This is a genomic window from Phyllobacterium endophyticum (assembly GCF_003010935.1).
GTDB lineage: Bacteria > Pseudomonadota > Alphaproteobacteria > Rhizobiales > Rhizobiaceae > Phyllobacterium > Phyllobacterium endophyticum.
This window is the reverse complement of sequence record NZ_PGGN01000004.1, coordinates 394666-409738: the sequence shown is the minus strand read 5'-3', so window position 1 is coordinate 409738 and position 15073 is coordinate 394666. Positions and strand designations below refer to the sequence as shown.

Sequence of the window (15073 nt, the reverse complement as noted above, 5' to 3'; positions counted from 1 at the left end):
TCCGGGGCCTCACGAGATTGTGCCAAGCGACCGCACTTCAACGCCGCGCGCGATTTCTACATGCGACAGCACCGACAATGTCGCAAACAGCCGCTCGATGATCATCCTGATATAGGGTCGCGCTTCCGGCGAAGCGACGAGTACGAAACGCTCGCCCGCATCGAGATACTTCCGGATCGCCACACTCGCCTCGGCGCCAAATTGCTCCAGGAGACGTGGATCAATGTCGAACTCCGTGATCTCGCCTTTTGCATCACGCTTGAGGCTTTGGTGGAAAACCATGTCCCAACGGTTGCCGAGACGTAGCACCGAAAGAACGCCATTATCAGCAAGATCGCCACAAATTTGCTGCGCCATGCGCATTCGCACATGTTCCACTATCATTTCCGACCGGCGAATATGTGGGGCAACTTCCGCTATCGCCTCAAGGATAAGGTTCAGGTTCCGGATCGACACCCGCTCCGTCAACAAAAGTTTGAGAACCGCCTGCAGGCCTGAATAGGAGAGGTTGGCCGGGCAGATATCATCGAGAAGCTTGCGGTATTCAGGTCCGAGCCGGTCCAGCAAGGCACGCATATCCTTGTATGAAAGAAGCTGCGCCAGATTGTTGCGGACAATTTCGCTAAGATGCGTCAACAACACGGAGAGGTTGTCCACCGTCATATAGTTGTCGCGCTTCAGGTCGGCTGCGAACGTCTCCGGTACGGAATAGGCTTTCATGCCGAACGCCGGCTCTCTCACCTCTTCGCCAGGTACGTGAGGAGGTGGACGGTCACCTGGTATAACAAGGATTTCACCGACCCTCAGCTCGTGCGAAGCGACGACCGTTCCATGGATCTTGATACGGTAGGTTTTGGGCGGCAAAAGAACATCATCGGTCACTTTTATCTCGGGCACCACAAAGCCGTATTCGACAGCAAACTTCTTGCGCATCTTGTTGACACGGTGTGCAAGCTCAAGCTGCGATGCGAGGAGTCTTGCCGATATTTGCTTGCCCAGGCAAAGCTCGATCTGCGCCGTCTCAAGGGAAGCGCGAACGGAGTTGCGATCTTCTTCTTGGGCCTGTTTTTTCTTCAGCGCTGACTCTGCTTCGGCAGCAGCAGCAACCCGTGCCAACTTACGCGGCACAGATATGCCAATCGCCACAAGCCCGGCGGCGAGCACAAAAAAGGGGAATGCCGGTAGCCCGGGCAGTATACCGAGTACGAAAAGCAACAGGGCGGCGACGAACAGGGCCTTTGGATACGCACCGAGCTGCCCGAACACAGCCTTGTCGGTAGAGCCGCGGGTGCCGCCTTTCGACACCAGAAGGCCGGCCGCGAGCGACACGATCAGCGCCGGGATCTGCGTGACCAGTCCATCACCGACGGAGAGTTTGGTAAACACATCGGCCGCCTCGCTCACCTCCATTCCGTGCCGCGTCACACCAATGATAATGCCGCCGAAGATGTTGACTGCGGTGATGATGAGGCCCGCGATCGCGTCGCCGCGCACGAACTTCGAGGCTCCATCCATCGAGCCAAAGAATGAGCTTTCCTCTTCGAGTTCACGCCGCCGGTGCTGCGCTTCCTTCTCGTCTATCAAGCCAGACGAAAGATCCGCGTCGATCGCCATTTGTTTGCCGGGAATTGCGTCAAGGGTGAAGCGCGCTCCTACTTCCGCGATACGTGTAGCGCCTTTGGTGATAACGAGGAAGTTAACGATGATCAGGATCGCGAAAACGACCAGGCCGATAACAAAATCGCCGCCCATGACGAACTGCGAGAAACCGTGGATGACCTGACCCGCCGCAGCGTATCCTTCGTCGCCATGAGTGAGGATGACACGCGTCGTCGCGATATTGAGCGACAGGCGCATCATCGTCGCAATCAGCAATACGGTCGGAAAGGCGGAAAAATCGAGCGGCCGCTGGATCCACAATGACACCATCAAAATGAGCACCGAGAGGGCGATCGAGAATGCAAGCCCGATATCAAGAACAACCGGCGAAACAGGGAGGAACAGCACTGTCAGGATGATGACGATACCGAGGGCAAGACCGACATCACTGCCGGTCAGATATCCCTTGTCGCCCAATCGCTTTACTGCAGCCTGCTGCACGTCATTCTCCTATTAACGAGTCGACGATAGAGGGTGAAGCTTGCGCGAAACCAACCAGTGGCGTGGCGTGAGCTGAACTAGAATCCCTTCTCGATTCGCGAATAGGTCAATAGTGTCAGCGTGTTGATTTGTGAGCCGACGAAAGGCGCGGTCAATGCGAGGACCGCGAGGATGACGAGAATCTTCGGCACGAATGTGAGCGTTATTTCCTGAATTTGTGTCAATGCCTGAAACAGCGCAATGCAGACCCCCGCCAGCATCGCTGCCCCCACGGCAGGACCGGAAGCCACTATGACAGTCCAGATAGCCTGATTGACTATATCGAGGGCGTCCGCCTCGTTCATTTAGCTAACGACGATTCCGGCCATGATTGGGAGTTTTGCACCACCCTTTAGCGTGGCGATCATACCATCGCTATAGATTTGAACGGACTCAACGATACCGCTTACGGTACCGTCGGCACTTGTGACAGTACGGCCGATGATACCATCGGCTTGGGAGAGCGATGAACTTGCCAGCAATTGGTCAAGTTTCTTGTTGGTCTGAACCGCCTGCTCGACACTCGAAAACTGCGCCAGCTGCGAAATTTGCTGTGTTGCATCCATGGGTTCGGTCGGATCCTGATTTTTCATCTCGGCCACGAGCAACTTCAAGAACGCCTGATAATCGACGCCAGGCCCGGTCGCCTTAGGCGCCTCTGTTGTTTCGGACTGTGTTCCGACGGGAGGGATAGTGGTCATGCGCTTGCCTCCGGCCTAAGGGCCTGTTCAGCTTGAGAGGAAATGATCGGCTCGGTTGTGCCGGACAGAATCTGTGCTTCCAGCGTATAAAGCAGCCGAATGGATTTCAGGGAATCGAATACCCTTCCCTTGCACATCATCTCATCGATCAGCTTCAATTCTTTGAGCATCTGCTGGTTGTCGAATGTTGCAAGAAGCGAAGCCAACATGCGCTTGAAAGTGCGATTAGCCTCTTCCTTGATTGCGGGATTGATCAGCATGATCTGTGCAGCGAAGTAAAGCTGTCGTAGAGGTGTGGTCGTCTGATCCGCCTGAATGACGTGGGTTTCAAGGAGGAAGCTGACATCGTTCATGAATTCGATCGAAACCTTGCGGTCAACGCGCAGAACGGCTCCATTCACATAGACTTTTTCACCGGCGCGCAACGAGAGTTTCATGATCAAAGCCCGTCGCGTATGGTCTTGGTGATATCGATAATGCTGTCATAGTCCCTGGAAGTCTCCTGCCGGATTGCCTCCAACTCTTTGAGAATGAAGAGACCTATCGAAATCAACGAAGCGCGTATTTTCTCCGGCAATCCATTGGCCGGACTCCCCAAGTCCTCAATCACGATCATCCACAACCGTGACGTGAAATACACTGCCTCGATACCTTTGTGGGAGTATTTTCCCTCATCACGTGCCGCTTCAAGCATCAAGATGGACTGATCGAACAGCGAACGCTCCCGCTCCTTGGCCTCGTCTGCACCATCATTCATGATGTCGTCGTATCGTGCCTGGTACATGTCACCTTCCGGCGTTTGACGGGAGGAACTCCCGCATTCGTTGTCACTTCAAGTGATTGAGCAGGCTCAGGCTCTGAATCCTGACGGTCAGTGCGTAAGAGGCGTCGATCTGGGTCCTCAAAGCTTCGACACGGCTGGCGGCCTCATAGGGATCCACCGCCTCCAGATCCAGGACCGAGCTCTTGAGAACATTGATCTGCACCGTCAGCCGGTCGGTGGCGTCCTTGGTTCTGGCTTGTGCATTACCGAGGAAAGACTGCGCACCTGCCAACAGCGTGGAGTTCCGGTTCGTCGTCTCGGCAACCTTGTCGATGACCGCGTCAAATGCTGCTTGGTTGAGACCGATATCGCCGAGTTCCGCCATCATGGTGTAGCTCATCGCAAGCTGACGAAATCCCGCATTGTTGGCGCTGACCGAAGTCTCGGCAAGCTCTGTCGGCGCTATTCGGCTCTTGACGAGCGTATCGGACGCCGAGGACCAATTGGACCAGGAACCTGCATCGAATTCGGCGGCGAAAGACGTGTTCAGATACGTTGTCATGTCTGCGGCGCTGATCGTTGCCACCTGTGGGTCAGTGGTGGCGAAGCCGAAACGGTCTTGAAACGATTTCAATATGGCAGCCCGAGCCGGATCGCCTGCCGACCCGTAGTCACCCAGCGGCTTCACGTCCGTGTTCTCTCCAGCAAATACATACTCGCCGTTGTAGCTGGTGTTGACCAGGTCAGTAGCGGTCTGCAAAAGACCCTTGGCTTTGTCTACAAGAATGGACCGCCCCTCGCTCGCTCCGCGCATCGCAGTCACGTTGCCTAAAAAGTCCTGCGAACCCTTGATGACATTGGTCAGAGCATTTTGGGAGGCTTTCATGCGTTCCGATATCAGCCCGTTGGTCTCGGTCAAAACCGTCAACCGATCATGCTCCTTGCGCAATGAGATCGACTGGCCGGCGCGGCTACCAAGCGTAAGTCCTTTGTCGAAGACAACGCCGCTCGTAGCTTCCTGGCTCGCCCTGACCAGATCTGCCTGTGCCCTCGCGATGATATTACGTGTGGAGTTGGATAGCATGTAGGATGAAACCGACTGGGTTTTCATATCTATCTCACCGCCTGCAGGAGTTCGTTCAACATGGCATCCACGGCGGAGATGATCCGCGCCGATGCCTTATAGGAATGTTCAAGAGCAAGCATCGACTCCATCTCCTCGTCGATGTTTACCCCGCCGGCATTGGAAACTGCCTCTTCGGCTCGCGACTCAAGAACGCTGTTATACTGATTGGTCTGGGTCGCGGTTTTGCGCTTGGCCTCAAGCGAACTGATCGTAGCCGCCGAAAAAGCAAGCAGGCTCTGCCCATCGCCGGCGTCTGCGTTTGGATCGTAGCTGCGAGGCGCGGAGATAGCGCCTATTAAATTTTGGAGCCGCGCTGAAAATCCTGCCGAGCCATTTGGATTCTGCACATAGTCTGCGCCGCCCGCCCCACCATCTCGCAACCGAGCAGGGTCGCCGCCCTCGGTCAGAATGAACGCGGAAGCCACTTTGATAGTCCCGGCAATGCCCGGGAGAATTGACGCATCGGGTGGCATTAAAGGTGCGCCGGAATAGGTGAAAAGACCCGGAACGGCTGGTAATGTCGCGGGTGTTTTTTGGTCGATTTCCGCGAACATGCTGACAAGACTGCGCGCGATTTCATCCAACTGGCTTTGGTAGCCCGGCGCCGTATCGTTCCGCAACTGCAATAAACCGCTGAGTCGGCCTGTACCGTAAGGCTGCTGGAAGGTTCCATGTGATAGCGGCACGCCGTCGATATAAACGTCGTTGCCTTCCGTACCCGCGCTGAACGCGCTCGACGGCGTAAAACTGACCGTGCGCGGCGAACCTTCGAAAAGAGTTACGCCGGATTCGGCAAACACGACCATGTCATTATCGCTGCGGACAAGCGTAGTGATTCCGATCTCGCTCGACATCTGCTTGAGCAAACCATCGCGCTGGTCGAGGTAGTCAGCGACATCCGCCCCTGAACGCGTGCCATTGATTATTCGGTCGTTGACAGTCTCGAACTGTGCCAGCAGTGAATTCAGGTTCTTGACGGAGCTGCTGATGTCGCTGTCGGCGTCCAGGCGCAGCTTCTGTGTTTCCTCCGTACCCCGGTTCAAGGCATTGGCAAGTTCTGTTGCCTTGCTAACGGCAGCTTCTCCCACAGACGTATTGCCGGGCTGCGACGCGTAGAGTTGCAGTGAATCGCGCAGATTGCCGAGGAGCGAACTTGGCGATCCCGAAGCATCATCGGCCGAATAGATTCCCGACAGCCGATCGAGACCTTTCTGCAGCGTGCTGGATGCGCTGTATTGACTCCTGCTTTCAATGAATTTCGACAGCAGCGCAGCGTCGGCAGAACGGGTCATGGAGAGATAGGTCGAGCCGTTGGACCCACTCACGACGGAACCAATACGCCTCGTGAAATCAGGATCGTTGGCGCCCGCGATGTTGCGCGTGACCAGCGCTGTCTGTTTCGCTGTGGTATTGAGAGCACTCTGAGCAGTAAGGAGCGCCGAAGTTAATGACATGCCCTGTGTCCATTCACGGTTCGAAGTTCAGCTATCTCTTGAGATTCACCAGCACGTCCATCAAATCCGCGCCGGTCTGAAAGACCTTCGAATTTGCCGTGTAGCTTCTCTGGGATTCAATCATTTCCGTCAGTTCCTGCGCGATGTCGGCATTCGATTCCTCGAGCGCACTGGAGGTCAACGCGCCAAAGCTGCCAGTGCCGGCAAAGCCGAGCTGGACGTCACCTGAGTCTGCGCTTGGAGAGAACACGTTGCCGGTCATGACGAGCAGGTTGTCAGGACTGGGAACATCGGCCAGCGCAATCTTGTAAATGTCGCGCTTGGCGCCATTCTTGTAGATGGCCGTGACAGTGCCGTCTTTGCCGATGCTGACATTGTCGATCGGACTTGGCGTGTTGCCGTCGATCTTTACCTCGATAGGCGTGTAGTCACCTGCCAGCTGTTTGGTGGCGGAAAAATCAAGAATGAGATCTGGGCTGTTGGGCCGCCCAGACAGTGCACCAGGCATACCTGGAACCGTAAACGACGTTGCACCAGTGAGCTTGCCGGTAACGCCATCGAACGTATAATTTTGCTCGGCCAACGGCGTGGTAGGAATATAGGGAAACCCACCCGCCGCTGACGCATTGGCGTGATTATAGGCAGCAACTTGCCAAGTATTGTCTGCAGTTTTGGTGAAATAAAGGTCAACGACGACGACGTTACCGAGATTGTCGAATGTCTGCACGGATGTCTTGGCCGAATATTGCGCGGACGCATCGGTCTTTGTCGGAGGGCGATCAGCCGCGGCAATGATCGAAGCGCCCGCCGGGAGATTGGCGGTGAAAATACCGGTCCTGCTCGGATCTGCAATAAGATCATTTTGAGCAATACTGACCTTTTCGAGCCCCTGAAAGCCATTGGCAACCGGATTGACGTTGCCATTGACCACCGGATAACCCATCAGGAAGTAGCCGGCCGAGTTGACAAGATTACCTTGCGCATCAGGCACGAATGAACCGGCGCGGGTCAGATAGGGCGTATCATCGGCATTGCCGACGATGAAGAAACCGTTGCCTTTCAGCGCAAGGTCCGTGGAAGAGTCCGTGAATCGCTGGGCGCCATCTTGGGAAATGTGGTGTCGAATAACCGTTTCGACACCACCGGAATTATAAGCCCCGCCTGAACTCGGGAGCACCAGTGATGCGAACTGCGTGCTGGCACGCTTGTAACCCGTTGTGCTGGAGTTGGCTATATTATCGGCTACGGTCGACAACCTGTTGGCCTGGGCGTTCATGCCAGACACACCGGTTCGCATCATTCCATAGAGGCTCATTTCCGTCTCCTTGCACGTGATTCCGTCCAGAATCGTTAGCGCGCATGACTTGCGCGAAGCTGACGTTTCGGATGGAATTAGTGGAGTGATAAGTTGGACTTCGACTTGATCGCCGACGGCCATAACCTGGTGTGGCAGTCCGTCAGTTCAAATCGATGCAATAGCCGAGGAAGCGCTTGGAATCGATGGGATCGTAACCAAGTTGCTCACGCAGTTTCTTGCGAAGCTTGCTGATGTGACTTTCGACGACGCTTTCTTCTACATCACTGTCGAAGATGCCGTAGATGGCACTGAATATCTGTGCCTTGTTAAGACGCCGCCCGCGATTTGCGATCAGGTACTCAAGAATTCGGCGCTCGCGCCGCGGCAGCGAGAAATCGATACCGTTAATTTGCGGATCGCGACCATCCGAGAAAACCCGGATTGGGCCAACCTGCGTACCAGGCTCGCCGGTACCGTATCGGCGCCGAATGGCATTGATCCGCGCAAGAATTTCTCTTACGTGCATCGGTTTGCGCACGACATCATCAACGCCCGCCTGGAAAAGCTCAAGCGTATGTTCCAATGACTGCGACTCGTTGACTGCAATGACCGGCGCCGAACAGCGTTCGCGTATCTTTTGTGGAAACTGGCTGCGATTCACACATTCTCCTATGAGAAATGCCTCCACCGCCATAATATCGTTCTTCTGAACGCTGGCGACCCAATCGCCAAAATCGTCCGGAGTAAAACCTGTTGTCGTTATGCCCTCGCGGGCGAACCACGCCGAATACCCACTCGTCACCAGACTTCGTTCGTCGACGACTACAATCACTGCCCCACCTTCCGAATCATTTATTTTGCCCCAAGCAACACACAACTAGCGGGGCCGACGACTCGGCGACAATTCCCAAGATATTGCACCTAATTTATTGGGAGTCATAAATACTTCGATGTAGGTGGAAGTTTGGGGAGGAATGGCAGGTTTTTATACCAGAGAAATAATACTGTCTGTCACTTTACAAAATATAGCTGCGACTACAAATTCACGTTTTATTACCAAGTATTACCACGATCACTTGTCGCAAAACATTCGCGCCTTCGTCGTCCAATTTCCGAAACCGGCAACCACCATATTTTCAATTACGCGGCAAACATACTGCTTTTGAGCAGGGTTGTTGTTGGGGCCCGCGTGGTAGCGAGCAACAGCCATTGTCCAGCTACCCTCGCGCGCTTTTAACTCTTTCAGAAAGCGCGCGGCATAGTCGACATTGGTAGCAGGGTCTAGCATCGCACCTAAAGATGAAAACTTGTTTGCATGAAAATGGTGATTGATCTGCATACAGCCAAGATCGATCAGCTTCGCACCCTGTGACTGGGCGTCCCCGAAACGTGCTACAGCGGCTGCCACCGAAGGCATGAAGAACGTCTTGCCCTCGACGTTCATTGCATATGGCTGCAGAGAGTCCTTATGTCCGGTCTCTGTGAGACCAACGGCATAGAGAATGCCGATTGGGATATCATATTTCGAAGATGCCCGATGCAATTGCTGTTCGCAAAGGTTCTTCGCTGAAGCCCCTTGCAATGTCAGGCATAGGTTAAACAACCAAACCGCGAAGAGGATTACGCTCGACCTCCAGCCTAACCGTCCTTTCCCCACGCTCATCCGCCTCCACCTTCCCCATTGCATGTTGATCGTCAGAACGTCCGCCGGATGGGCCATGCGACGCGCCCTGGCCACCGGCACGCGGCTCAGGCTGTTGATCTTGGCCCGAAAGGTGCTGCTGACCGGTTTGCGTGCTTGAAGAGGCGCTGGAGCGGTCGATTACCGAAATGATCACGGATGACGCATCGTCGGTGACCCCTGCCCGCTGCAACGCTCTACCGAGCGCGTCGTGATCTTTCGCAAGATGTTCGGCGGCAGCGGTGTTCTCCGCTATGAGTTGGACATGCAAACCTTCGGGTATGAGGCGCATGCGCGCAGTTACGGTTCCAAGTTCAATGGGCTGCAACTGAATAACCAGCGTTTTGATACTTCCGGCAGCGCTTCGCTCCGAAACCACCTGGAGGTCAATCACCCCGGGACCGATGTTGCGGGGCGCGGCCGTTTCGCCGACTGTAGTAACTAGCCTGGCTTCTGCTTGAACCGGCGGTGATGATGCGAGCGGCGCCGGCGTATCAGGAGAAGGCGCTGACGCCGGTTCCGGGGCAGCCTTGACACTCACTCTGGGCTTCGGAGCCTCGGAGGATTGAACAACTGGCATTCCCAACTGCCCACCAGGCTCAGGCTTCGTCTGGTCGTCTTTCTTAGTGGGAGCTGTCGGGGCTTCCGAATGGCCTGCGGGCGACACAGTCCCCTTCTGTCCCGGCTCTTCCTCGCGGAAGGCCACTGCCTTTTTACTCACATGAACAGGTTCGGCAATCTGTGTCGGCGCGGCGGCCTTCTCATTCTTGGACAAAGTAGTATGTTCATCAGCTGGTCGGGGCCGGCTGCCCCCCTCCCGCTTTTGATGATCAAGCAATTGCTCAAATGCTAGGATGGCCTGACCGAACACACCTTGCCCGAGAATAGCACCCTTATCGCTGTCAGGTTCCGCAGCATCAGGAGTTTGAACGATGTCCTTGTCCGCTGTTGCATCTGAACTTTCGAACTTGGGCTTTGAGCTGACCTTGATCATGGAGCTGAAATCCGGAAGAGAGTCCTCCCCTTTCGCCGGCTTGTGATTAGCCACATCGTCCTTGCCTTTGCCGCGTACAATGGCGTCGATCATCGATCTGAATGGCATCTGAACTCCAATGGTCATTTGCTAGCCTTCCCGAGAAGGGCGTCAATGGCGTCAAGTTTCTTGCGAGTCCCGTCGACAATCGGATCAACGAATTCCGATGGGGCTGATGCAGCCTTGAGGGATGTGGCACTGTCCGCAACTTCCATTTTGCGGGGGTCGTCAGTCTGCGGGATCGGTTGTGCAAGGATTCTGTTTGCCATCGCAGCTGCGGCCTCGAGCAACTTGACATCCCGACCATGCAGACGATCTTTGGGCAACTTGGATAGGATCACATGGGCCTCTCGGGTCTTGTCCGAGCCGACGCTGCTTACCGCCATATAGAGCTTGGCCTGGGTATCGTCTGCGTTGAGGGCGGTTGCGAGAGCATCAGCCTGCTGCGATGCGAACCGCGCCCGCTGCATATCGCCGTCGACTATCGCACCTCTGGCAATGCGCAGGAAGAAGGGCAAACGGGCGCCAGGCCATGCCAGCGAGGCGATTTCTGCGATTTCCTCATTGCTTATCTTGCCCTTGATGATCATCAAGGCATCGACAAGCTGACGAAAAAAATCTTCAGAATAAGGGGAAAGCGCAAAGCGTTGCAGATAATTGCGGGCAAGCAGCCTGACTTTGTCCTTGTCACCAAGACGCGCCGCGATCATCAAGCCCCGCCGAAGGGCGGCCTCTTCCAGCAGAGTTCCAGGGACATTGAGGCGTATATAATCGAGGCGCTTCAGTGCGGTTCCTGCATCGTTCGAGGCGAGCTGGGTTGCCGTAACCAGATAGACCGAAGCGACTAGTTCGATGGGGACGTTGGATGGCAGTTCCTGGAAATTCTCTATGATTCGCATCATGTCGCCATCGGCATAGGCCAAGGACCCTGCCACGAGTTTCGGATCGACCAGATCGAGCTTCGCGGATGTCAATATGGAACGAACGACGGCCGGATTGCCGCCATTAAGGAGGTAAATAACAATCGCGTAAACGTTCGCGGGATTCGTCCAGACTTTCGGTTCAGCCGCTTGAAGTTGACCGGCAATATGGCCAAGTACGCGGTTTAGCATGGGCAACGCCTCCGCCTTTCCCGAGGCGACCTGGTCTTGCAACATGCGCATGGAGCGTACGAGCAGATAAGGCTCCGGCGACGGTATTTCCGCCTGCGCCGATCTCAGCGGGAGGCTGAATATCCCAAACAGCAACCAACCTATGGTTTGTCTCGCTATCATCTTTCGTCCGTCTTGAGAAAGATGTCGATACGCCGGTTCTGAGCGGCATAGGGATCAGCTGAAATCTTCGGTTCACGATCGGCATAGCCTTCTACGCGCAAGACGCGCCGACCGTCGAGGCCGCCTCGCGTCAACATGTAATAGGCCATATGCGCCCGTGCAGACGACAGCCGCCAATTGTCATAGGTCTCACTTTTGAATGGCCGGGCGTCCGTGTGCCCGCTGATGATGACCTTGCCCTGGCGCGCGGTAATAATTTTGGCAATTTCATCAAGCACCTGCACGACGCGCCTGTCCGGTTTCGCCGATCCAATTGCAAACATGCCATAGTCAACTTTGTCGGTAAGCTGGATCAACACACCATCGTCCATAGGCACGACCGAAATATCAGGTGCGCGTTCGTCCGAAGTTGCGCCGGTTTTCCTGATAATCTCGGCAGCCATCTCTCTGGCAGAGTTGATCTCCACTGCTCCTGGTTGCTTATCCTTAGCCGGTGTGCTTTTTTCGGGATCAACCGATTTCGCACTATCGAGAACAGGATCTTTGTCTCCGATCGGTTCGCCGGCCGCCATCCGTTGATCGAACTCTGCCTGCTTGGCTAACTTATCGGTACCAACTGCTTTTTCCGGCTGGGGCTTCAACTCGCTGTCCCGCGAAGGAGGTGGGGTAACCGGACTGTCCGTTAGCGGGAATATCTCGTCTTTGACGTGCGTCGACCAGTAATTCGGATTGAAGGGATCACGGTAGGCGTCCCCACCCTCTGCGCCAGTAGACGGCCCAGCCCGATTTGAACCTCCCGCTCCTTCCGCTGATCGGTTTTGAAGAACTCCTGTCTCTGTCGCTATCTCGGCGAGCACGGCGTAAGGATCCTTGAAAATTTGCCGTTCCTCGGTGGCCGGAGGCAATTGCATCTGTTTTTCGTTGCGGGCACTCTTGGTTTCCGCCTCAGTAGAATCTGGGCTTTCGAAGCGGACCTTGCCTTCCTGATTATCAGTCTCTTCGATGCCTTTGGGTCTCGTTTGCCGGTCCATGAGCTTGACGGGGTTGAAGTAGGCGGCGACCGCGGCTTTTGTCTCCTCGTTGGCAGCATTGATCAGCCACATGACCAGAAAAAATGCCATCATCGCGGTCATGAAGTCCGCATAGGCGATTTTCCAGACTCCGCCGTGGTGACCCTCTTCGTGTTCCCGGCCGCGCCTGACAATGATGATTTCGCGGTGAGTCTCTGGATCAATGTTCATTGGCGGTATCTCTCAACGCATCGATCAGGCGCCCGAGCCGGGTTTCAACCACGGCTTCGTCCAGTCTCAAGCACAGTTCCGATTGAATGGCTTCGGTCAGTGTGAAACGTGACTGATCGATCTCCGAACGCATGCGAAGCACGTCGAGAAGATGGGGTGGCCCAGAGATTTCAAGATTAATTGCGGCTAACCCTTTCGTCATCCGCTCGACCTCCTCGACGAAAGCGTTCACCGATCTTTCGCGCAGTTTCTCTTCTATGAAAGGGCTGAGGACTGCGGCAAGGGATGCAGAGATATCTGCAGAGATCGACGCTAGTCCGTCGACCATTTCTCGTGTCAGCCGCGCCCCCGTCTGCTGCATGAAAAGAGCTTCCGCGGCCGCGAGCTGATCCTCGAATTCCCGTTCAAGCCGGACCTTCTCCGCTTCGAACAGAACGGCTGCCTCGGCTTGTCCAGCTTCGCGGCCCGCGACAAAGGCCTCCTTGATCTTCAATTCATAATCGATCAGATCGACGGCATCCTCGGATCCCTCTTTTATCTCTGCTGCCAAGACCTCCGATCGATCGATGACGGTCGTAAATAAGGTGACTCGATCAGCGGGTACTTGCCTCGGCGTGAAATCGGTCAAGACACTGGCAACGGTTCGTGAGACCATCAGGCTGCCTCGTGAACCCACTGTTTCAGGATAGCGGCCACACGCTCTTCATCCATGTCGATCATCTGCTCGAGTCGGTTTTGTGCAGGCACGCGCATGCGCTTCCTGAGGTCGCTTAGATCGTCATAGGGGAGGCTCTGCTCCGTCGTAACCTTGGCGACTATTGGTAGATTGGTCGTCGGTGCCAGACCGGGTACGGATAGATCAGAGCCACCGGCGAGTTGTAGAGCATCCTGCGGCGCGTTCATTTCGCGCATCAACGGTCGCACGCCGAACCATAGAACAAGCCCAACTGCTGCAACAAGCGCGGCAGCATTGATGATGCTTCCCGACTGACGGAAGATCATCTCAGATATAGGCGTTGAGGCTGGCGCCAGTTGTTCATCCGCCGCCTCCATGAAATTGACCGCAGTCACATTGATGATATCACCGCGCTTCTGATCGAGACCGGCCGCCGTCGCTACGAGTTCCGTTATTTTTGCAATCTGCTGATCGACGAAGTTCTCCGGAACCGGCGCGGCGCCGGCGGTTGCCAGCAGGCGTGCTTGATCAATGACGACAGCGATGGACAAGCGTTTGATTTGATAGCTGTCACTCGTCGTCGATACGGTCTTCGAGTTCAGTTCGTAATTGGTAAGTTCCTCACGCTTGTCGGTCTTTTCGGAGGAATTATCGCCATTCTTGCTGGCGATTTCTTCCTGTGGAATATTTTGTTCAACGCCAGTTGCATTGTCACTCGTCGAGTTTTTCGAGTCGCCACTCTCACGAACGACCCTTACCGACCGTTCGACGCGAGATTCCGGATCGAATACCGTCTCGTTCGTCTGGCGGCGATCGGTATCAAGCGCCACCTGCACGCTGGTCTGAAAGTGTCCAACGCCTAGATAGGGTGCGAGCGCCTTGCGAATGTTCTCGTCCACCGATGCAGAAACGTTCTGTTCGAGTGTCGCTGACATGACAGCCCCTGCATTCGTACCATCATCCTTGGACGCAAGGAGACGGCCATTGGTGTCCAGAATGGTGACTTCCGCAGCTGTAAGCTGTGGCACGGCTGCAGCCACGAGCTGGCGTATGGACTGAGCTGATTCGATGGCGAAATCGCCCTCCGTCCGGATTACCACGGAGGCTGATGGCGCTTGGTCGCCACGGCGGAAGCTCCCCTTTTCCGGCAGGACGATGTGGACGCGCGCGGCCTTGATGCCACGGATCGCCTGAATTGTTCGGGAGATTTCGCCTTCAAGCGCCCGAACCCTGGTGATTTCCTGCATGAAAGACGTGAGGCCGAGCGAACCCATATTATCGAAGAGCTCATAGCCCGCATTGTTGCTGGTGGGTAGACCCTTTTCCGCCAGATACATTCGCGCCTGGTCGGCTTTACCAAAGGCCACGAGAATCGAGGTGCCGTCCGATTTCACATCGAATGGAATTCCCGCTTCACCGAGCGCCATGCCCATGCGATTTACGTCGTCGCGGCTTAGACCGACATAGAGTGTCTCGTATTGCGGGCGATTTAGATAGAAGCTCGATACGAGAATAGCACTGAACAGCGTAACACCGATGACGCCAAGAGCAATAAGTCGCCTCGCTCCAAGCTTTTGCATTGCCGTCGCAAGCTGTACGAATGTCTGCCGTATATTCTTTTCCATCAGTCCCCACCCGGTCGCATGATTGAATCATAGAGTGCGAACCTTGCGCGAAGTTAGAGCGAC

General features: G+C 55.3%; 15 protein-coding genes. All 15 read right to left on the bottom strand.

The features are described 5' to 3' along the window. Positions 1-9 precede the first annotated feature (9 nt). On the bottom strand, positions 10-2100 hold the full coding sequence (flhA, locus tag CU100_RS20130; RefSeq protein WP_106718372.1) for a flagellar biosynthesis protein FlhA: 2091 nt from the start codon (positions 2098-2100) through the stop codon (positions 10-12). Positions 2101-2177: 77 nt separating this feature from the next. Further along, positions 2178-2444 carry a flagellar biosynthetic protein FliQ gene (locus CU100_RS20125; RefSeq protein ID WP_106718371.1) on the bottom strand — a complete coding sequence of 89 codons (267 nt, stop codon included), beginning with the start codon at positions 2442-2444 and terminating at the stop codon, positions 2178-2180. Further along, the gene (gene flgD, locus CU100_RS20120) at positions 2445-2840 is read right to left on the bottom strand and encodes a flagellar hook assembly protein FlgD (RefSeq protein ID WP_106718370.1); all 396 of its coding nucleotides are present in this window, start codon (positions 2838-2840) and stop codon (positions 2445-2447) included. It lies immediately after the preceding gene. Continuing rightward, the gene (gene flbT, locus CU100_RS20115; RefSeq protein ID WP_106718369.1) at positions 2837-3277 is read right to left on the bottom strand and encodes a flagellar biosynthesis repressor FlbT; all 441 of its coding nucleotides are present in this window, start codon (positions 3275-3277) and stop codon (positions 2837-2839) included. The genes flgD and flbT overlap by 4 nt, the downstream gene beginning before the upstream one ends. A 2-nt stretch (positions 3278-3279) precedes the next feature. Beyond that, complete coding sequence (gene flaF, locus CU100_RS20110; protein ID WP_106718368.1) at positions 3280-3624, bottom strand: flagellar biosynthesis regulator FlaF; 345 nt, start codon at positions 3622-3624, stop codon at positions 3280-3282. 43 nt (positions 3625-3667) lie between these two features. Further along, on the bottom strand, positions 3668-4714 hold the full coding sequence (locus CU100_RS20105; protein ID WP_106718367.1) for a flagellar hook-associated family protein: 1047 nt from the start codon (positions 4712-4714) through the stop codon (positions 3668-3670). A gap of 2 nt (positions 4715-4716) precedes the next feature. Then, positions 4717-6183: a flagellar hook-associated protein FlgK gene (gene flgK / locus CU100_RS20100; RefSeq protein ID WP_106718366.1), complete on the bottom strand. Its 1467-nt coding sequence runs from the start codon at positions 6181-6183 to the stop codon at positions 4717-4719. A gap of 31 nt (positions 6184-6214) precedes the next feature. After that, on the bottom strand, positions 6215-7498 hold the full coding sequence (locus CU100_RS20095) for a flagellar hook protein FlgE (protein WP_106718666.1): 1284 nt from the start codon (positions 7496-7498) through the stop codon (positions 6215-6217). A 142-nt stretch (positions 7499-7640) separates the two neighbouring features. After that, positions 7641-8312 (bottom strand): flagellar transcriptional regulator FtcR, encoded by a 672-nt coding sequence (gene ftcR / locus CU100_RS20090; RefSeq protein WP_106718365.1) that lies wholly within the window; start codon positions 8310-8312, stop codon positions 7641-7643. A 240-nt stretch (positions 8313-8552) separates the two neighbouring features. After that, a complete protein-coding gene (locus CU100_RS20085) occupies positions 8553-9143 on the bottom strand; it encodes a transglycosylase SLT domain-containing protein (RefSeq protein WP_106718364.1) in 591 nt (196 codons plus the stop codon). After that, complete coding sequence (locus CU100_RS20080) at positions 9076-10263, bottom strand: flagellar hook-length control protein FliK (RefSeq protein WP_170113908.1); 1188 nt, start codon at positions 10261-10263, stop codon at positions 9076-9078. The genes CU100_RS20085 and CU100_RS20080 overlap by 68 nt, the downstream gene beginning before the upstream one ends. Positions 10264-10277: 14 nt before the next feature. Next, complete coding sequence (locus CU100_RS20075; RefSeq protein WP_106718362.1) at positions 10278-11468, bottom strand: chemotaxis protein MotC; 1191 nt, start codon at positions 11466-11468, stop codon at positions 10278-10280. After that, positions 11465-12709: a MotB family protein gene (locus CU100_RS20070; protein ID WP_106718361.1), complete on the bottom strand. Its 1245-nt coding sequence runs from the start codon at positions 12707-12709 to the stop codon at positions 11465-11467. Before CU100_RS20070 ends, CU100_RS20075 begins: the two co-directional genes overlap by 4 nt. Then, positions 12699-13364: a hypothetical protein gene (locus tag CU100_RS20065; protein WP_106718360.1), complete on the bottom strand. Its 666-nt coding sequence runs from the start codon at positions 13362-13364 to the stop codon at positions 12699-12701. The genes CU100_RS20070 and CU100_RS20065 overlap by 11 nt, the downstream gene beginning before the upstream one ends. Continuing rightward, positions 13364-15010 (bottom strand): flagellar basal-body MS-ring/collar protein FliF, encoded by a 1647-nt coding sequence (gene fliF, locus CU100_RS20060; RefSeq protein WP_106718359.1) that lies wholly within the window; start codon positions 15008-15010, stop codon positions 13364-13366. The genes CU100_RS20065 and fliF overlap by 1 nt, the downstream gene beginning before the upstream one ends. Positions 15011-15073 lie beyond the last annotated feature (63 nt).